The organism is Bradyrhizobium sp. cf659 (genome assembly GCF_900113725.1).
GTDB lineage: Bacteria > Pseudomonadota > Alphaproteobacteria > Rhizobiales > Xanthobacteraceae > Bradyrhizobium.
Window position 1 is genome coordinate 438,716 of sequence record NZ_FOQJ01000001.1, and the last position, 18,687, is coordinate 457,402.

Here is an 18,687-nt window from a genome sequence, read left to right on the forward strand (position 1 = left end):
GGCGTTTGACTGGAATTGAGACATGACGGGAACGACACGATCGAGCAACGGGCTGGACGACCGCCGCAAGCGGCTGCTGTTCCGCTGCTGGCACCGCGGCACGCGCGAGATGGACCTGATTCTCGGCCGCTTCGCGGACGCCGAGATCGGCAACCTGTCCGATACCGAGCTCGCCGAGCTCGAGACCCTGCTCGAGGTCAACGATCCCGACCTCTATGCCGCCATCACCAGCGACAAGGTGCTGCCGGCCGACGTCACCGGCGCGCTGTTTGCCCGCATCAAGGCGTTTCCGATCGCGGACCGCGACGCATGAAGCAGGGAATGAAATCGCCGGCCGAGCTGCTCACGCCCGGCCGCGCCCTGACGCTTGCCAATGTCGCGGAAGGTGCCGAAGGCCTCGTCATCTCGGATCTGGCGCGCGCCATTGCGGCGCGGCCGAAGAAGCCGGCCGTCAGCCTTGCGGTGGTCTGCCGCGACGGCGCGCGGATGCAGCAGCTCGAACGCGCGCTGCAATTCTTCGCGCCCGATCTGCCGGTGTTGACCTTCCCGGCCTGGGACTGCCAGCCCTACGACCGCGTCTCGCCGCATGGCGGCATCTTGGCGCAACGCCTGACGACGTTGGCGCGGCTTGCCCCCCTGACCGGTAGCGACAAGCCGCTGATCGTGCTGACGACGGTCAACGCCGTCGTGCAGCGCGTGCCGGCACGCGAGATCGTCGCGGCGCAGGCGCTGTCGGTCGCCCCCGGCAACGTCGTGCCAATGGACACCATCGTCGCCTGGCTCGAGCACAACGGCTACAACCGCTCCTCGACCGTGCGCGAGCCCGGCGAATATGCCGTGCGCGGCGGCATTCTGGACCTGTTTCCGGCCGGCCTCGATCAGCCCGTGCGCTTCGACTTCTTCGGCGACAGCCTGGAATCGATCCGCTCCTTCGATGCCGAGACCCAGCGCACGCTGCTCGACATGCGCTCGCTCGACCTCGTCCCGGTCTCCGAATTCCAGCTCGTCACCGACACCATCCGCCGCTTCCGCATGGGCTATGTCGCCGAGTTCGGCGCGCCCGAGCGCGACGATGCGCTGTACGAGGCCGTCAGCGAAGGCCGCCGCCATCCCGGCATGGAGCACTGGCTGCCGCTGTTCCAGGACCGGATGGACACGCTGTTCGACTATCTGCAAGGCGCGGCCGTCGCGATCGAGCCGCAGGCCGAGGACGCCGTCCGCGAGCGCTTCAAGCAGATCCTCGACTATTACCAGGCCCGCCGCGATGCGATGGAGCATCCGGGCGGCGGCGCCATCTACAAGCCGCTGCCGCCGGACCGGCTGTATTTCACCGAAGAGGAGTGGACCAGGCGCCTCGGCGACATCCCGCTGGCGCGCCTCACGCAATTCTCCGTGCCGGCGGATGGCACTGGTGTCGTCGATGCCGGCGCACGCAAGGGCCGCGACTTCGCGCCGGAGCGCAACGACACCACCGTCAACGTGTTCGAATCCGTGGTCAGCCACGTGATGGGCTTGCAGGCGCAGCGCAAGAAGGTCGTGATCACGCTGTGGAGCGAAGGCTCGCGCGACCGCATGACCTCGATGCTGCGCGACCACAAGCTGACCCACACCACCAGCGTCAACAGCTGGCGCACCGTGCAGGCGACCCCGCGCAACGAGACCATGCTCGCCGTGCTCGGCTTGGAGAGCGGTTTCGAGACCGACGAGATCGCGCTCATCAGCGAGCAGGACATCCTCGGCGACCGCCTGGTGCGGCCGCGCAGGGCGAGCCGCAAGCTCGACAATTTCATCTCGGAGGTGACGAGCCTTGCCGCCGGCGATATCGTGGTGCACGTCGATCACGGCATTGGCCGGTTCGTCGGCCTGCAAACGCTCGACGTCGCCGGCGCGCCGCATGATTGTCTCGAGCTGCACTACGCCGCCGAGACGAAGCTGTTCCTCCCCGTCGAGAACATCGAGCTGCTGTCGCGCTACGGCTCCGACCAGACCACGGTCGAGCTCGACCGTCTCGGCGGCAGCGGCTGGCAGACCCGCAAGGCGAAACTCAAGAACCGCATCCGCGAGATCGCGGGCGAGTTGATCAAGATCGCCGCCGCGCGCCATTTGCACGAGGCGCCAAAGCTGCCGGTGCAGCCGGGCCTCTACGACGAATTCTGTGCGCGCTTCCCCTATGACGAGACCGAGGACCAGCTGGGGGCGATCGAATCGACCCTGAAGGACCTCGAACTCGGTCGTCCCATGGACCGGTTGATCTGCGGCGACGTCGGCTTTGGCAAGACCGAGGTGGCCTTGCGCGCGGCCTTTGCCGTGGCGCTCGAAGGCAAGCAGGTCGCTGTCGTGGTGCCGACCACGCTGCTGGCGCGCCAGCACGCAAGAACCTTCACCGAGCGCTTCAAGGGCTTTCCAGTGAACGTGGCGCAGGCCTCGCGCCTGATCCCGACCAAGGAGCTGAACCAGGTCAAGAAGGGCATTGCCGACGGCTCGGTCGACATCGTCGTCGGCACCCACGCGCTGCTCGGCAAGGCGATCAAGTTCCGCGATCTCGGCCTCGTCATCGTCGACGAGGAGCAGCATTTTGGCGTCACTCACAAGGAACGATTGAAGGCGCTTCGCTCCGAGGTGCACGTGCTGACGCTGTCGGCGACGCCGATCCCGCGCACGCTTCAGCTCGCATTGACCGGCGTGCGCGAGCTCTCGATCATCGCCTCGCCCCCGGTCGACCGCCTTGCGGTGCGCACCTTCGTCGCTCCGCACGATCCCTTGATGATCCGCGAGGCGCTGTTGCGCGAGCGCTATCGCGGCGGCCAGGCGTTCTACGTGGTGCCGCGCATCGACGACCTCGCCGAGGTCAAGGATTTCCTCGACAAGAACGTGCCGGAGATGAAGGTCGCGGTCGCGCACGGGCAGATGCCGCCCGCCGTGATCGAGGACATCATGACCGCGTTCTACGACGGCAAGTTCGACATCCTGCTGTCGACCACGATCGTCGAATCCGGCCTCGACATTCCCAATGCCAACACGCTGATCGTGCATCGCGCCGACATGTTCGGCCTCGCCCAGCTCTATCAGCTCCGCGGCCGGGTCGGCCGCTCCAAGCTGCGGGCCTACGCGCTGTTCACGCTGCCGGCGCAGCAGAAGATCACGGCGCAGGCCGAGCGCCGGCTCACCGTGCTGCAATCGCTGGAGACGCTGGGCGCCGGCTTCCAGCTCGCCTCGCACGACCTCGACATCCGCGGCGCCGGCAATCTGCTCGGCGAGGAGCAGTCAGGCCACATCAAGGAGGTCGGCTTCGAGCTCTACCAGTCGATGCTGGAGGAGGCGATCGTCAACCTCAAGGCCGGCGTCTCCGAGCCGGCCGCCGACCGCTGGTCGCCGTCGATCACCATCGGCATGCCCGTGCTCATCCCGGAGGATTACGTCAGCGATCTCTCGGTTCGTCTGTCGCTGTACCGGCGCCTGGCCGATCTCGACACCGAGGAGGAGATCGAGAACTTCGGCGCCGAGATGCGCGACCGCTTTGGCGTGCTGCCCGACGAGGTGCGCTATCTCTTCAAGGTCGCCGCGATCAAGGCGTTCTGCCGCAGGGCCAATGTCGAGAAGATCGATGCCGGTCCGAAGGGCGCGGTCATCGTCTTCCGCGACAATTCCTTTGCCTATCCCGATCGGCTGGTGACGTTCATCCGCAGCCACGGCCAGGCCGCCAAGGTGCGTCCCGACATGAAGGTGGTGTTCCTGCAGGACTGGGAGACCCCGGAAGAGCGGCTCGCCGGCACCACGGAGATCATGCGGCAGCTGGCGCAACTGGCGCAGGCCAAGAAGGCGGCGTAGGGGAGGGCTATTATGTCCTGGACGCGGGGCAGCACCAATTGATGCGCCGCCGGGCCGTCGTGGCGCGGCAATTGTTACGGAGATAGCTTGCACCAGCTGGCAAACTCCGCCCTTTCAGGTTCGGAATTGTTAGTAAAGGTCTGGCAGGGTTTCGCGATCTGGTAGCAATTTTGCGGATGCTCGCGTGCCCCCGAGGTGGTTTTCCTTCTGGATCCTGGGTCCCCTGGTCCTGCTGCTCCTCCTTCAGCAGGTTCCCTACCTGAACCTCATCCTGATGGTGGTCGGGGCCGCCGCGTGGTGCGGCCTGCTCGTGCACGGCTTACTGCTGTGTCTTTTGTTCGAAACCGTGCTCGGGCGCATCCCCCGCATCCTGATGATCATCCCGCTCGCCGCCTATGGCGGCTATTTTTATCTGTACCTGCAACAGGGGAAGGACATCGACGACAAGGCCCGGGAGATGCAACTGAGCAATCCGTCGGCCGTCCTGCGATTCGATCCCGATCAATATTCGCTGGTGCTGCCTGCGTCGCGCGCGGAGAACCTGGCGCAATACTACGATGTTTCGGTGGCCTATGAGGTCAATGCGAACTTCCGGCCGGAGGGATATCTCTCGTATCGCCTGATCGATCGCGAGCAATGCGTGCGCGCCCGCAGCTTGCGGGACGGACTTCGCGGACAGAAAATCTCGCCCGCGGCATTCCTCGTCGGCCCGGTCCGGTTCGACAATGCCTTCCTCAGCGAGGCCTGCCTCCTCAGGTTTCCCGAGAAGCCGCAATTGCAGCAGATCGTCGTCGCTCAGCGCGGTGACAATGCCGTGTGGAAGCACGGGCGCGCGATCATGGAGCAATTCTTCGACTTCAGCATCGACGGTCGGGTCTTCGCGACGTATCGGACGGCGTCGGTCTGGCGGCTGTCGGCACTTCCATTGCCGCTCATCGGCTGTGGATTGAGCGGCGGCAGCTTGTCCTCGGGCTGTTCCGCAGACTTCCATCGCACCTACCAGCTGATCGATGGGACGCCGAAGAATGTGGACAGGACGTTGCACGATTCACCGGAAAGCATCGTTCTGGGATTGCGGAAATTTGCGCGCGGGGACTACGCGCAGTTCAAGGGAGACAGCAGGTCCGCAGCCTTCCTCGAGCATATCGCCGCCTATTCCGCCGAGCAGGGCAAATAGGAGGCGTGTTCGCCGATCAGGGATATCTCGAGCCGCCTGACGAGAAGGCCCTGACGGTCGTCGAACAGAGTGACAAGCTCCCTCCATTGCGCGACGCGATCGTCTGCCGATACATGCCGCTGGTCCAGGGCAAGATCGGCGCCTACAGCCTGGTCGAAGTCTTGTCGCGCCACCACGTGAGTCCTGCGCGGCGCCTCGTTAGAGGATCACATCCCGGTTGACGTTCTTGTACAGAAGGTAGACCGAGCGGTTCGAGCCGGTCGGATAGAATTGCTGCGGACAGAACGATCCCATCCAGATGAAGTCATCAACCCAGATTTCGTGCCAGCTATCGCCAAGATAATACAAACCTTGCCCCTCCAGCATGAACAACCCGTGCTCCATGATATGGGTCTCGACGGCTGGAAAGCAGACGCCGGGTTGGAAGAACATCAGATTCATCTCGAAATCGAACCGCAAGTCGCCCATTGGAAGCAAGTGCTTGAAGCCGCGCCCCTCCAATCCGGTATGGTTCGTTATCGGCATCGATTGTTGTTGACCGATGATTGCCGCCGGTGACGCGATGCCGTCAGCCGTTTCATAACGCTTCTTGACCGCGAGAACGCGGGCGGGAGCAGCGGGATGGCAGCTCATCGTGAAGGACGTGTTGGCCGGAACGTAGGCAAAGGCGCCTGCTGTCAGTGAGGTCGGAGGTTCGGTGCCGATGCTGATGTCGACGGCTCCCGTGACGACGTAGAAGAAGTGCTGAATGTCCACGCAGATCGGCTGGGCCGTGCCGCCCGAAGGTTCGATTTCCAGCATGAACTGGGCAAAATCGGCTCCGAGGGTCGGCGCCGCCAGAAAACGCACAGTCGTTGACTCCCACGCCGGCAGCCGGCTCTTCAAGACGCCTTCAGGCGGCATGAACGCGAAATTGCGGCCGACGACCGCGCGGCTGTGACCGATCGCGCCAGGACGAACGACGCCGGGTTGGGTAGGCAGATCGGTGGGATGCATCTGAGGGTCCTTGGCGAGCTCGCAACAGCGCGTCGCTGTGAAGCGTTGTCGCAAGACCGGCGCGTTGCGACGTGGACGAATGTGGTTCTGCCGGCCTGTTCAATTTGATAGATGAGAGCGAGGCGCACTGCAACAGCAGCCGGCACCACGGAGATCATGCGGCCGCTGGCGCAATTGGCGCAGAGCAAGAAGGTGGCCTGGGGCAGTCTACCGTGTCCCGGACAAGCGCAGCGAAGCGTCGCGCAGAGCCGGGACCCAGTTCTTTCCCGGTCACGAGGATGGGTCCCGGTGCTCCGGCGTATCGCGAAGCGCGCTCCATCGGACAGATTCATGAGTCTGCTCGATAAGTCCATGCGAATTGCACCATCTAATCGCATGCCGACCGATTGCCTATAACAAGCCTGCGAAGGGCGACCACGCCCCACTGGCGCGCGAGCGTCCGGGAACAAGCTGTGGCGCACAGGAGATCATCATGAAACCGCAAGCCGCAGTCATCGCATTGCTTTTGCTGATGGCCATGCCATCGGCCCGCACGGAGGAGACTGTCGCCATGACCGGATCGAAGCCTGCGCTCACGTATGAGGATGTTCGGAAGGTCGCCCCGGCGCTGGAGGCCTACACGCAGAACCGTCTCCTCGGAGATGTCTGGAAACGGCCCGGCCTCGCGCCGCGCGACCGCAGCATCGTCACCTTGGCAGCGCTGATCGCGCGCAATCAGTCGATCGAGATGCCGTATCATTTCAATTTGGCGCTCGATAACGGTGTCAAGCCGCGCGAGATTTCGGAGATCATCACGCATCTCGCCTTCTACGCCGGCTGGGCCAATGCGATGTCCGCGGTCGCTGTTGCCAAGGACGTCTTCGCCGCCCGCAACATCGGCGCCGGGGAGCTTCCGACCGTCACGGTGAAGCCATTGCCGCTCGACGAGGCTGCCGAGGCGCAGCGCGCGACGTTCGTCCAGGACCAGTTCGGCGCGTCCTTCCCGGGCGTCGTGCAGTACACCACCGACGTGCTGTTTCGTGATCTTTGGCTGCGTCCGGACCTTGCGCCCAGGGACCGAAGTCTCGTCACTGTCAGCGCGCTGATCGCCAACGGGCAGATGGCGCAGCTCACGCCGCACCTCAACAGGGCGATGGATAACGGCCTGACCCAGACGGAGGCTTCGGAAGCCATCACGCAACTGGCGTTCTATGTCGGCTGGCCCAACGTGTTTTCGGCGATGCCCGTCGCCAAGGATGTGTTTGCGAAGCGGCCACATTAGCCGCATCCCATCGCGAAGATCGAATACCACGCCGGAGATCGGCGTTCGCGCTTCTCATTCACGAGGAGGCTGACTTGAGTATCTCCCATCTTCTCCTGATCGGCGCGTCCGTGCTCACGGCAGCCGTTTCCGGGGCCGCTGCCGCCGCCGAAGTGCGGCCGCTCTACGTGCAGGAAGCGGAGATCGAGATCGATCCCGCACAGCTTGAATCCTACAAGGCTGCGGTGACCGAGCACATCGAGACTGCCACGCGCGTTGAGCCCGGTATTATTGCGCTCTATGCCGTCTCCGAAAACGACAATCCCACGCGCGTCAGGGTGTTCGAGATCTACCGGGATCAGGATGCTTACCGGTCTCACCTGGAAACCGCTCACTTCAAGACATACAAGGTGACCGTGGAGAAGATGGTCCGGTCGCTCAAGCTGATCCGAATCACGCCCATCGCCTTTGGCGCTTTGCCGAGGTGACGCTCAGTCCCGGTGGCGCAGCGCCTCGACAAGGAGGGTAAAGGCCGCGGAAGGCTGGCGCCGGCTCGGGTAGTAGAGGTGGTAGCCGGGATAGGGAGGGCACCAGTCCTCGAGCACCCGCTTGAGGCGGCCCTTGTTGATGTGGGGCTGTACGAGGCCCTCCGGCAGATAGGCCAGGCCCAGGCCGGCAAGCGCCGCCTGGAGCATCTGGGTCGTGGTGTTGAAGAATAATTGGCCATCGACCCGAACCTTGAGCTCCCGCGAGCCCTTTTCGAATTCCCAGGAGTACAATCCACCGTGGGTCGGCAGGCGCAGATTGATGCAATTGTGCTCGACCAGTTGCGACGGCTTCTTCGGCTCCGGCCGGCTCCGGAAATAGGATGGCGTCCCGACGACGGCCATGCGGGCATCGGGCCCGATGCGCACCGCAATCATGTCCCGCGCGACCTGCTCGCCATCGCGCACGCCCGCATCGAAACGCTGCGCGACGATATCCGTCAGGCCGTAGTCGCTGACAATCTCGACCTTGATGTCCGGATAATCGCGCAAAAGCTTCACAAGCTTCGGCAGAAGGACGGCGTCGGTGGCATATTCGGTCGCCGTGATGCGAATGGTGCCGGAGGGCTTTTCCCGAAGCTCCGTCAGGGCGGCGAGCTCCGTCTCGATCTCCGCGATCCGTGGACCCACATTGCGCAACAGACGTTCACCCGCGGCCGTTGGTGACACGCTGCGCGTGGTGCGTGTCAACAGGCGCAGTTTCAGACGTGCCTCGAGCTCCTTGATGGTGTAGCTGAGCGCGGACTGCGAAATGCCGAGCTTCGCGGCGGCTCTCGTGAAGCTGCCCTCGCGGGCGACGATCAGGAAGGCCGAGAGGTCGTCGAGATTTCCGCGCTGCATTTATCGATCCTCCTTATAGGTCCATGCGGATGATAGTGGCTAGTCCGCATAACCGCACGCGCTAGATATGGCGCAGTCCCGCGAGGTGAGGCGAGCTCGGCATATGGATCGATCGGACGTTCCCTTCCGGCAATACGAGAGCAGCGCGGCGGACGCCCCGAGCGCGCTGACGCGACGAAGCATGCTCTCAGGCGCTGCCGGATTGGCCATGCTGGCATCGTCGCATAGGGGCTTTGCGAGGGCCTCGGAAGAGACTGGCCCGACAACCGGAAGGCACGCAACGATGGATATCAAACGCAACGGCTCACGCCCCTCTGGCAAGGGCCCCGAAGCATGGTTCTCCGGCACGGTCCGCGTCGATCCGCTCTTTCAGCTGGGTGACCCGGTACGTCTGAGCGGCGGTCAAGTAACCTTCGAACCCGGTGCCCGAACCATGTGGCACACCCATCCGCTCGGCCAAACCCTGATCGTCACGTCCGGCCTGGGCTGGGTACAAAGCGAGGGGGGACCGATCGAGGAAATCCGCCCCGGCGACGTCGTCTGGTTTCCGCCCGGCGAGAAACACTGGCACGGCGCCACCGCGACAACCGCGATGACGCATATCGCCATCACGGAATCGCTCAACGGCAAGAATGTCGACTGGATGGAGAAGGTCAGCGACGAACAGTATCGCAAGTGATTGCGCGCGGGTGCGACCGGCACGCCGAGGGGATTGAACATGCAGATGCGCGAGCTTGGCGATAGCGGCCTTGCGGTCTCGGCCATCGGCCTCGGCTGCATGGGCCTGAACTATCATCGTGGCCCCGCGCCGGAACGTCACGAGATGATCGCGCTGGTCCGGGCGGCGGTGGAGCGTGGTGTCACCTTCTTCGACACCGCCGAGGTCTACGGCCCGTTTACCAACGAGGAACTCGTGGGCGAAGCGTTGGAGCCGTTCCGGAAAGACGTCGTCATCGCCACCAAGTTTGGCCATGACTTTGGTCCTGCCGGCTCCCGGGGGGCTGGCGGGCTCAACAGCCGCCCCGAACGCATCCGGCAGGCCGCGGAGGGCTCGTTGAAGCGGCTGCGGGTCGAGACGATCGACCTGTTCTATCAGCACCGCGTCGATCCCGATGTCCCGATCGAGGACGTCGCCGGCGCGGTGAAGGATCTGATCGCCGAGGGCAAGGTCAGGCATTTCGGCCTCAGCGAGGCCGGCGCCACGACCATTCGCCGTGCGCATGCGGTCCAGCCGGTCACGGCCATCCAGAGCGAATATTCGCTCTGGTGGCGCCAGCCCGAGACGGAGGTGTTGCCGGCTTGCGAGGAGCTGGGGATCGGCTTCGTCCCCTTCAGTCCCCTGGGCAGGGGATTCCTCACCGGCAAGATCGACGAGACCACCAGCTTCGGCGGCAATGACAACCGCGCCGGCTTGCCGCGCTTTACGCCCGAGGCCCGCAAGGCGAACCGGCCGGTCGTGGACCTGCTGGCTCAGATCGGCGCCCAGAAATGTGCGACGCCGGCGCAGATCGCATTGGCCTGGCTGCTGGCGCAGAAGCCGTGGATCGTCCCGATCCCCGGCACGACCAAGCTCGGCCGCCTCGACGAAAACATCGCTGCGGCCGCGGTCGCGCTGACACCTGATGATATCAGGCTCATCGACGCCTCGGTCGCACGGATCACCATCACAGGCGACCGGTACCCGCAAGCGGAAGCCGCGCGTACGCAGCGCTGACAGCGCGTACGCCAAGCCGACACACGCATAGGAGAGATATCCATGAACATTTCATTCGAGGGACAGGTCGCGCTGGTGACGGGCGCTGCGTCCGGGCTGGGCCTCGCCACGGCAAAGGCTTTCGCGGAATCCGGGGCGTCGGTCGTGCTGGCGGACTGGAACGAGGACGCGGTGCGGGCCGTGGCAGGCGAGCTGGCCACCCGGGGTCACAAGGCCATCGCCATCCGCTGCGACGTCTCCAATGACGCGCAGGTCGAGGCCATGGTCGCGAAGACGGTCGCCGCCTTCGGCAGGCTCGATGCCGCCTATAACAACGCGGGCGTCCAGAATGTCCTCGCAGAGACAGCCGACACCACCCGCGAGGATTACGACCGCGTCATGGGGATCAATCTCCGTGGCGAATGGAGCTGCATGAAATTCGAGCTGCAACAGATGCGCAAACAGGGAAGCGGCGCGATCGTCAATTGCTCGTCTCTCGGGGGACTTGTGGGAGGCGCCGAGCGCGGCATCTATCACGCGGCCAAGCACGGCGTCCTTGGCTTCACCAAGAGCGCGGCGCTCGAATATGCGGCACGCGGCATCCGTATCAATGCCATATGCCCCGGGCTGATCTGGACCCCGATGGCCGACGAGATGGTTGCCGCCGGTCAGGGCGATGCTCTCAAAGCTCTAGAGAAGAGCGTGCCGATGGGACGGGTCGGCCGCCCCGAGGAGATTGCGAGCGCAGTGCTGTGGCTCTGTAGCGACGCAGCCAGCTACGTGACCGGCCAGTCCGTCTCGGTCGACGGCGGCTTCATCATGCGCTGAAGAGGGCGGGCACTCGCGAAGATCCGTCAGCGCGACGCGACTTCAGAAGGAGCCGTCCGTCGACTTGGAGAGATCCGCGTGAGCTAGCAACTCCTCAAGCCGAGCTTCGAGCGCTGGCTTGACCACTGCGAGCGCGTCGCTGCCGGCCACGAACTGCCTGGGTGGATTGTCCATCCCGGCGATCTTGACCAGGACATCGCCAAGTCTGGCCGGATCACCCTGCTGGGCGCCGTGATAGCCTGACCACATATTTTCAGCAGGGCCTTCCGCCGCGTAGTCCTCGATAGAGCTCCGGGCATATTTGGCGTTGTGAGCTTCGAGAAGGTCCGTCCGGAAGAAGCCGGGTTCGACGGCCGTGATCTTGATACCGAACGGCTCGACCTCATGGGCCACCGATGCCGACAGGCCTTCGACCGCAAATTTTGCGGCACTGTAGGCCCCGCAATGCTTGAATCCGACGACACCTGCAAGCGAACTGATATTGATGATCCGGCCGGACCTCTGCTTGCGCATGACTGGAAGCACCGCCCGCATCATGGACATCACGCCGTAGAAATTGGTCGCGATCAGCTGCTCGATTTCAGCGGTGCTCAATTCCTCGAAATTGCCGAGCAGGCTGTAGCCGGCATTGTTGACGAGAACGTCGATGCGCCCGAACGCGCGGATCGCCGCGTCGATCGAAGGCTTCGCCTGTGCCTCGTTGGCGACGTCCAGCTGAGCGAACGCGAGGTTATCGCCTGCGATGTCGTTCAGGGCATTGCGCAGTTTGTCGAGGTTGCGGCCGGTCGCGACCACGCGGTCACCGGCCTTCAGCGCCGCCTTGGCGGTTGCAGCGCCAATGCCGCTGCCGGCACCCGTGATGAACCAGACCTTGCTCATGTTTAATTCCTGTTCTCGGTGTCGAAAGGGCGCAGCGCCGCGGATTGCCGTTCAGCGCTGGTTTGCGGGGACCGCGCCGATTTGCTGAAGCAGTCCGAGCAGATCGGGTTGGCCGGTTTCCTCGACGATCTGTCCGTGAGACAGACGGTAGATGTTCAGCGCCTGGACCGCGATTGTCTTCCCGGTCGATGGGGTGCCAAAGAAGGTGCCGAGGTGGGTGCCGCGCATGGTGAAGCGAGCAGCCACCTTGTCGCCTTCGGCGACCATCTCCTCGAGTGTCCATTGAATATCCGGGAAACCTCCCCGCATCATCTGGATGATGGCGAGATAGCCCGCCGGCCCCCGCATCGGCTCGCTACGCCCGGGGACATGGAAGGTCGCATCCGGAGAGATCAGCTCTGCGGCCAGAGTCTCGCTAGCCGTGTTGATGAATTCCGTGAAGCGGATCATCACTCGCTTGCTCGCCTCTGGTGTCATGACATCATCTCTATTCATTGGTGATGTGGATCTTCGGAAAATGTGTCGAGCCGTTGGTCAGCTCGTCAGGCCAGTTTGAACGGCAGTTGGCGCAGCGGCTTGCCGGTCAACCGGGCGATCGCATTGGCGAACGCGGGGGCGAGAGCTGGCAAGCCGGGCTCGCCCATGCCCGTGGGCGGTTCGGCGCTGGGCACGATGTGGACATCGAACTCCGGCATGTCGGTGATGCGCGCGACGGTGTAGCCGTCAAAGTTGCTCTGCTCGACGACGCCGTCCTTGAGCGTGATCGCCGAACCCGGCAGGCACATCGACAGGCCGGTGACCGCCGCGCCCTGCACCTGGGCCTCCACGGTGCGCGGGTTTACCGCCAGATTGCAATGCACGCCCGCCGTCACGCGGTGCAGCAGCGGCCGGCCGTCTTTCACCGAGGCTTCCACCACATAGGCCACCACGGAATCGAAGGACTCGTGCACGGCCACGCCCCAGGCTCGGCCTTCAGCCAGGCGCGTCTTGCCGTAGCCGCTCTTGTCCACCGCCAGTTGCAGCGCGTCCCTGTGGCGCAGATGCTTGTCACCGAACATGCGCATCCGATAGGCGACCGGATCCTGCTGCGTCGCGCGGGCGATTTCGTCGAGCAGGGTCTCCATCACGAAGGCGGTGTGGGTGGAGCCCACGCTGCGCCACCACAACACCGGCACGTTGAGCTTGGGATGATGCACGGTCAGTCGCATCGGCAGCGGGTAGGGACCCCGCATGCCTTCCGTGGCCGTGCCGTCGATGCCGTTCTTGACCTGGAACTGTTCGAACACGGAGCCCGTGGTGATAGACTGGCCGACTATGACGTGATCCCAGGCCAGAACGTTGCCGCGCTCGTCGAAGCCGACGCGGGCGCGGTGCAGATGCATGGGACGGTAGAAGCCGCCCCGCATGTCGTCCTCCCGACTCCACAGCGTGCGCACCGGTGCGTTCAGCCCGGCGGCACGTGCGGCCTTCGCAATCTCGCAGGCCTCGACCACGGTGTCGCTCGTGCTGGAGAAACGTCGGCCGAAGCCGCCGCCGGCCATCTGCACATGGACCGTCACCTGCTCGGGCTTGAGGTTCAGCACACGCGCCGCCGCGCCGGCGTCCAATCCGGCGCACTGGCTGCCGACCCACAGCTCGGCGCGGCCCTCGGTGAGGGCAACGGTGCAGTTCAACGGCTCCATCGCCGCGTGGGCGAGGTAGGGGAATACAAACTCGGATTCCAATTGCCGGGGTGCTGTGGCGAGCGGCGCCATGTCGGCGTCGAACTTGCGCGGTCCGGGGCGGCTGGCCAGCTCGCGATACTGGGCGAGCTGCCGTTCGCTGTCGACCTTCTCCACCTTCGCGGTGTCCCAAGTCAGCTTCAACGCGTCGCGGCCCTGCGTGGCCTGCCAATATCCGTCGGCCACCACCGCGACGCCTTCGGCGCCGCCATCCAGCGGCACGCGCAGCACGGCCCTGACGCCCTTGACGGCGCGTGCCGCGACGTCGTCCACCGCGGCAAGGCGTGCGCCGAACACCGGCGGACGTGCGACGACGGCGGTCAACTGGCCGGGCAGGCGCATGTCGATGCCGAAATCCTGTCGCCCGCTGCTCTTGGCCCGCGCATCCAGGCGCGGCGTGGAGCGGCCGATGATGCGGAAATCCTTCGGATCCTTCAGCGTAACCTTCTCGGGCACCGGCTGCGCCATGGCGGCTTCGGCCAGTTCGCCGTAACCGAGCTTGCGGCCGCCGGGACCGAGCACCGTACCGGCCTGTGTGCGCAGCGTGGCTACGTCGACCTTCCAGCGCGCCGCGGCGGCGCCGAGCAACATGGCCCGTGCGCGTGCGCCGAGCTCGCGATATTGCGAAAAGCTGTTCTTGATCGAATGCGAGCCGCCAGTGAGATGGATGCCGAACAGCGGATCGACATAGGCGGCGTCGTTGGTGCCGTGCCGGCTGCGCACCAGGCTCCAGTCGGCGTCGAGCTCCTCCGCCAGGATCATCGGCAACGCGGTGTGGACGCCCTGTCCGAATTCCAGTCGGTTGATGGTCACGGTGACTTCGCCGTCGCCGGCGATCTGCACGAAGGCGGACGGCTGCTGCGTCGGCTTGAGACTGCTGGCGGCCTTGCCACCAGCGGCCGCATCGCCCATCGCGACGTGAGGAAAGGCGCCGAGCGCCAGCCCGGTGGCGCCGGCGAGTTTCAGGAAGCTGCGGCGCGGCAGCGTCTTCACGGTCTGCCCCCGTTCCAGCATGTGCTGGAGCGCGCGCGGCAGTTCACTGTAGTCGATGTTGGGTAACATGGCGGCTCCTTCAGGCGAGCGTGCGGGCGGCGTCGGCCACGGCGGCGCGGATGCGGACATAGGTGCCGCAGCGGCAGATGTTGCCGGCCATGGCCGCGTCGATGCTGTCGGCGGTGGGTTGCTGGCCGCGCGGCAGCGATTTGAGCAAGGCAATGGCGCTCATGATCTGGCCGCTCTGGCAGTAGCCGCACTGCGCCACGTCGTGCTTGATCCAGGCTGCATGCACGGCGGCACCGACGCGATCGGTGCCGTCGGTCGCGGCTTCGATGGTGGTGAGCTTCTTGCCCTCGGCGTCGGAGACCGGCGTGATGCAGGAACGAATGGCTTCGCCATCCATATGCACCGTGCAGGCGCCGCATTGGGCGGCGCCACAGCCGAACTTGGTGCCGGTCAGCCCGATGACGTCGCGCAGCGCCCAGAGCAGGGGCATCGCAGGATCGGCATCGATCGTGACCTCTCGGTTGTTCACTACAAGCTTCATGAATTTGCTCCTTGCGGACTATCGAGCAGGCCAGAGGCCGGGGCCCGCACACAGTCAGATAACCCTGGTTGTCGATTCCGATTAGGCGCTATAATCCGCTTAAGCTTATGCATGTGGTGCATGAATGAAACGGGACGATCTTTATGACCTCGCCGCCTTTGCGGCGGTCGCGGAGCAGGGCAGCTTCACGCGCGCGGCGGCCGAGCTCGGCATGTCCCAGCCGGCATTGAGCCACGCCATGAAGAGCCTGGAGGAACGGCTCGGGGTGCGGCTGCTGTCGCGGACCACGCGCTCGGTATCGACGACCGAGGCGGGCGAGACGCTGCTGCGTTCGCTGCGTCCAGCGCTGGACGAGATTTCCTCAGGCGTAAATGCAGTCGGCGCTCTGCGCGGCAAGCCGTCCGGCACCGTCCGCGTTACGGCAACCAAGCACGCGGTCTCGTCCGTGGTGATGCCGGTCTTGCCGCGCTTCCTCGCAGCCCATCCCGATATCCGGGTGGACATGATCGTCGATGACAATCTGACCGACATCGTCGCGGACCGCATCGACGCCGGCATCCGTTTCGGCGACATCGTCGAGAAGGACATGATCGCGGTCCGCATCGGGCCCGACATCCGGATGGCTGTGGTCGGCGCGCCCTCGTATTTCGCCGATCATCCAGTGCCCAGGACGCCCCGCGAGCTCGCCGGCCATCGCTGCATCAACTACCGGCATGTCAGGTCGGGTGGGCTTTACGCCTGGGACTTCGAGGAGAAGGGGCGGCCGTTCCAGGTGCGCGTCGAGGGGCCGCTCGTGTTCAACAACGCCGATCTGACTCGGGAGGCCGCCCTCGCGGGGCAAGGCATTGCGTATGTCTACGCGGATGAGGTGGCGGCGGACGTCCGGGCCGGGCGGCTCAAGCGAATTCTGGAGAGATGGTGTCCGACTTTCCCCGGCTATTACCTCTATCACCCCAGCCGGCGGCAGACGCCGCCCGCATTGGCCGCATTCATCGGCGCGCTCCGCTACAAACCGTAAGCGCCGAAGCTGACAAGGATTGGCTCCAACGCCGCAGCGCTCAAGCCGCCACCGAGCCTCTCCCACACGGATGGGGCGCCCGCGCGGCCGTCCACGGGGCATTTGGGTCCGAAAACAGCGACATATGGCCCCTTGTGGAATGCCCGAACAACAGCCATATTGGCCTGATCGAGTTTCGGCCGAACGACTTGGCCTCGCCGCTGATAAGCGTGCCTGACTGACGACCCTCCCTCCAGATCTCGAATTCGCTGACTGCGCGCTTGAGCGCGGTTCCAAAGACTTATCTACGTTAAAGGACGACCCCATGAATACGGGAACTGTGAAGTGGTTTAACGGCCAAAAAGGTTTCGGCTTCATTCAGCCGGACCAGGGAGGCCAGGATGTTTTCGTTCATATCAGCGCAGTCGAACGCGCCGGCATGAGCACCCTCAACGAAGGGCAGAAGGTTTCCTTCGAAATCGTCGCGGACCGCCGGACCGGCAAGTCTGCCGCGGAAAATCTGCGCGCCGTATAGGCTGCCGCAATCGGCACTATGTTGCTTTGACCACGGATGTACTGGCAGAGCTTCTGGTTCTCTCGACCCGCGACTGGTTTACCGGCCGCGGGTTTTTTTACACCGGTTGCGGGTTCGCCCGCCCATCGAAACAGCTGAGGTCGCGAGCGTGTCCATCAATATCGATTCAGGCCAGGAATCAGATCAGGAACACGACGACGTCATGTATCCGCAGGTCCTGCCGTTCGTATTGATCCATGCGGGATGCGTCGCGGCGATCTGGTCGGGCGTCTCGTGGCAAGCCATCGCGATCTGCGCCGCGCTTTATTGGTTGCGCATGTTTGGGATCACTGCCGGATATCATCGGTACTTCTCGCATCGGGCTTACGCGACGAGCCGGGTGTTCCAGTTTATCCTTGCCTTCCTTGCCCAGAGCAGCGCTCAGAAGAGCGTGCTGTGGTGGGCCGCCAAACACCGTCATCATCATCTGCACTCGGATACGGCGCATGATGTGCACTCACCCCGACACAAGGGCTTCGTGTACAGTCATGTCGGCTGGATCTTCTACCGGCAGCACGATGCGACTGATCTCGTGAAAGTGTCGGATCTGGCGTCGTATCCCGAGTTGATGTGGCTGCACAGGCTTGAGCTCTTGCCGGCCGTCGTGCTAGCGGGGCTGTGCTTCCTCGTTGCCGGGTGGTCAGGACTCGTGGTCGGATTCCTCTGGAGCACCGTGCTTCTGTATCACGCCACGTTCTGCATCAACTCGCTCGCACATGTTCACGGACGCAGGCGGTATGTGACCGGTGACGACTCCCGCAACAACTGGCTGCTCGCTCTGTTGACGATGGGCGAGGGCTGGCACAACAACCATCACGCCTACCAGGCCAGCGCCCGTCAGGGGTTCTACTGGTATGAGGTTGATCTGACCTACTACGTCCTGGTGGCCTTGTCCTGGCTCGGGATCGTCCGGGATCTGAAGTTGCCGCCCAGGCAGGTTCTGCGCAACGAGCATCGGTTGGGATCACGCGTGGTCAAGCAAGCGGCCGAGCAGCTCGCCGCTCGCTTTGATCCTGAACACATCGCGCTCGCGATCAGAACGTCGATTCACGAGACCGAATTGTCGGTCCGGGACGCGCTCAGTCTGTTGCAGCACCGTGCCGATTTGCGCCTGTCCAGCATGCCGACCCGCGAGCAGTTGCTGGCTGAGGCGCAGCGCATGTTCGCCAAGACCATATCCCTGGACGATATTGTCGACCGTGCCCACGAACTCCTGCACGATTCTGTCCGCTTTCTCTTGGCTACTCCCACCCTATCGGCCAGCACGAACGCGAAGAGTGGCATTTAGCGCGAGCGTCCCCATATAGGGGTCATGACCAATTGGCAGAAGTCGAGTCCACGGCAGGCACCCAAGACGAAGGCTGAGCTTCGCCTGATGCTGACTGAGGCAGTCCGTAACACGCAGCCCAGCCGGGAGGCGAATGGCCCAGCGAAAGCCAGGAAGATCGCGGCCGATCAAGCGTCCGGGGTCACCGCACCGGTTCGCTGAGCCCCGAGAAGGAGCCGCATGCGCAAGTTTCCGAAGCCCACCGAACAAGAGCTCAAAGAGGGGCCTCAGGCCGTGTCCTTTCAGATCGCGAACGGGAACGCGCGGCAGACCTGTATTTTGCAGACCACGCTCCCAACCAAGGCGCAGGCGCAAAAATACCTTCTCGCGAATTGGCCGGCCGTCGAAAAGATGGCTCGCGACGCTCTCGCGATGGGAGCCGTTGAGGACGGCCAGATCAAGCTCATGATGAATTGAGCCGCCGAGGCCCGGCGGCGGACGTCAGGACACGCATCAGATCAGGAAACGCCGGCGGATGACCACGACGCCGCGCGCGCGG

General features: G+C 64.3%; 19 protein-coding genes. 13 read left to right on the top strand and 6 right to left on the bottom strand.

Translation table 11 applies throughout. The annotated features are described in order from the left end of the window. Window positions 1–22: 22 nt before the first annotated feature. The 4 genes from BM118_RS02155 to BM118_RS39880 all read left to right on the top strand — a co-directional run bounded on the left by BM118_RS02155 (window position 23) and on the right by BM118_RS39880 (window position 5,226). Window positions 23–313 carry an FAD assembly factor SdhE gene (locus BM118_RS02155; RefSeq protein ID WP_092181597.1) on the top strand — a complete coding sequence of 97 codons (291 nt, stop codon included), beginning with the start codon at window positions 23–25 and terminating at the stop codon, window positions 311–313. Next, window positions 310–3,828, top strand: a complete 3,519-nt coding sequence (gene mfd / locus BM118_RS02160) for a transcription-repair coupling factor (protein WP_092181600.1) — start codon at window positions 310–312, stop codon at window positions 3,826–3,828. The genes BM118_RS02155 and mfd overlap by 4 nt, the downstream gene beginning before the upstream one ends. Before the next feature lie 277 nt (window positions 3,829–4,105). Further along, window positions 4,106–5,005, top strand: a complete 900-nt coding sequence (locus BM118_RS02165) for a hypothetical protein (RefSeq protein WP_143099398.1) — start codon at window positions 4,106–4,108, stop codon at window positions 5,003–5,005. 5 nt (window positions 5,006–5,010) lie between these two features. Beyond that, the gene (locus BM118_RS39880; RefSeq protein WP_143099399.1) at window positions 5,011–5,226 is read left to right on the top strand and encodes a hypothetical protein; all 216 of its coding nucleotides are present in this window, start codon (window positions 5,011–5,013) and stop codon (window positions 5,224–5,226) included. Here BM118_RS39880 and allE read toward each other — a convergent pair. Further along, entirely contained in the window at window positions 5,204–6,001 is a 798-nt protein-coding gene (gene allE / locus BM118_RS02175; protein WP_092181609.1) for a (S)-ureidoglycine aminohydrolase, read from the bottom strand. The genes BM118_RS39880 and allE overlap by 23 nt on opposite strands. A 472-nt stretch (window positions 6,002–6,473) precedes the next feature. Here allE and BM118_RS02180 point away from each other — a divergent pair, with 472 nt between their 5' ends. Beyond that, the gene (locus tag BM118_RS02180; protein ID WP_092181612.1) at window positions 6,474–7,262 is read left to right on the top strand and encodes a carboxymuconolactone decarboxylase family protein; all 789 of its coding nucleotides are present in this window, start codon (window positions 6,474–6,476) and stop codon (window positions 7,260–7,262) included. Between the two features lie 110 nt (window positions 7,263–7,372). Continuing rightward, the gene (locus tag BM118_RS02185; protein ID WP_244550033.1) at window positions 7,373–7,729 is read left to right on the top strand and encodes a putative quinol monooxygenase; all 357 of its coding nucleotides are present in this window, start codon (window positions 7,373–7,375) and stop codon (window positions 7,727–7,729) included. A 3-nt stretch (window positions 7,730–7,732) separates the two neighbouring features. Here the strand turns inward: BM118_RS02185 and BM118_RS02190 are convergent, their stop codons facing one another. Then, window positions 7,733–8,626: a LysR family transcriptional regulator gene (locus BM118_RS02190; protein WP_092181618.1), complete on the bottom strand. Its 894-nt coding sequence runs from the start codon at window positions 8,624–8,626 to the stop codon at window positions 7,733–7,735. Between the two features lie 283 nt (window positions 8,627–8,909). On the opposite strand from BM118_RS02190, the gene BM118_RS42020 reads away from it, so the two are divergent. From BM118_RS42020 to BM118_RS02205, 3 genes are read left to right on the top strand one after another with little or no spacing between them, the layout of a single operon-like run. After that, complete coding sequence (locus BM118_RS42020; protein WP_210189027.1) at window positions 8,910–9,305, top strand: (R)-mandelonitrile lyase; 396 nt, start codon at window positions 8,910–8,912, stop codon at window positions 9,303–9,305. Between the two features lie 39 nt (window positions 9,306–9,344). After that, window positions 9,345–10,340, top strand: a complete 996-nt coding sequence (locus tag BM118_RS02200; RefSeq protein WP_092181625.1) for an aldo/keto reductase — start codon at window positions 9,345–9,347, stop codon at window positions 10,338–10,340. A 42-nt stretch (window positions 10,341–10,382) separates the two neighbouring features. Next, the gene (locus BM118_RS02205; protein ID WP_092181628.1) at window positions 10,383–11,147 is read left to right on the top strand and encodes an SDR family NAD(P)-dependent oxidoreductase; all 765 of its coding nucleotides are present in this window, start codon (window positions 10,383–10,385) and stop codon (window positions 11,145–11,147) included. A 42-nt stretch (window positions 11,148–11,189) separates the two neighbouring features. Here the strand turns inward: BM118_RS02205 and BM118_RS02210 are convergent, their stop codons facing one another. The 4 genes from BM118_RS02210 to BM118_RS02225 form a co-directional block, all read right to left on the bottom strand. After that, window positions 11,190–12,026 carry an SDR family NAD(P)-dependent oxidoreductase gene (locus BM118_RS02210; protein ID WP_092181631.1) on the bottom strand — a complete coding sequence of 279 codons (837 nt, stop codon included), beginning with the start codon at window positions 12,024–12,026 and terminating at the stop codon, window positions 11,190–11,192. 51 nt (window positions 12,027–12,077) lie between these two features. Continuing rightward, complete coding sequence (locus BM118_RS02215) at window positions 12,078–12,503, bottom strand: ester cyclase (protein ID WP_092184200.1); 426 nt, start codon at window positions 12,501–12,503, stop codon at window positions 12,078–12,080. A 65-nt stretch (window positions 12,504–12,568) separates the two neighbouring features. Continuing rightward, window positions 12,569–14,809, bottom strand: a complete 2,241-nt coding sequence (locus BM118_RS02220) for a xanthine dehydrogenase family protein molybdopterin-binding subunit (protein WP_092184202.1) — start codon at window positions 14,807–14,809, stop codon at window positions 12,569–12,571. A gap of 10 nt (window positions 14,810–14,819) precedes the next feature. Continuing rightward, entirely contained in the window at window positions 14,820–15,290 is a 471-nt protein-coding gene (locus BM118_RS02225) for a (2Fe-2S)-binding protein (protein ID WP_092181635.1), read from the bottom strand. 124 nt (window positions 15,291–15,414) lie between these two features. Here BM118_RS02225 and BM118_RS02230 point away from each other — a divergent pair, with 124 nt between their 5' ends. From BM118_RS02230 to BM118_RS02245, 4 genes are all read left to right on the top strand, one after another. Next, window positions 15,415–16,308 (top strand): LysR family transcriptional regulator, encoded by an 894-nt coding sequence (locus BM118_RS02230; protein ID WP_092181638.1) that lies wholly within the window; start codon window positions 15,415–15,417, stop codon window positions 16,306–16,308. 304 nt (window positions 16,309–16,612) lie between these two features. Beyond that, complete coding sequence (locus BM118_RS02235) at window positions 16,613–16,822, top strand: cold-shock protein (RefSeq protein ID WP_028173969.1); 210 nt, start codon at window positions 16,613–16,615, stop codon at window positions 16,820–16,822. A gap of 202 nt (window positions 16,823–17,024) precedes the next feature. Then, window positions 17,025–18,149 (top strand): acyl-CoA desaturase, encoded by a 1,125-nt coding sequence (locus BM118_RS02240; protein WP_177234123.1) that lies wholly within the window; start codon window positions 17,025–17,027, stop codon window positions 18,147–18,149. Between the two features lie 219 nt (window positions 18,150–18,368). Then, window positions 18,369–18,605, top strand: a complete 237-nt coding sequence (locus tag BM118_RS02245; protein WP_092181641.1) for a hypothetical protein — start codon at window positions 18,369–18,371, stop codon at window positions 18,603–18,605. The last annotated feature ends 82 nt before the right edge of the window (window positions 18,606–18,687 follow it).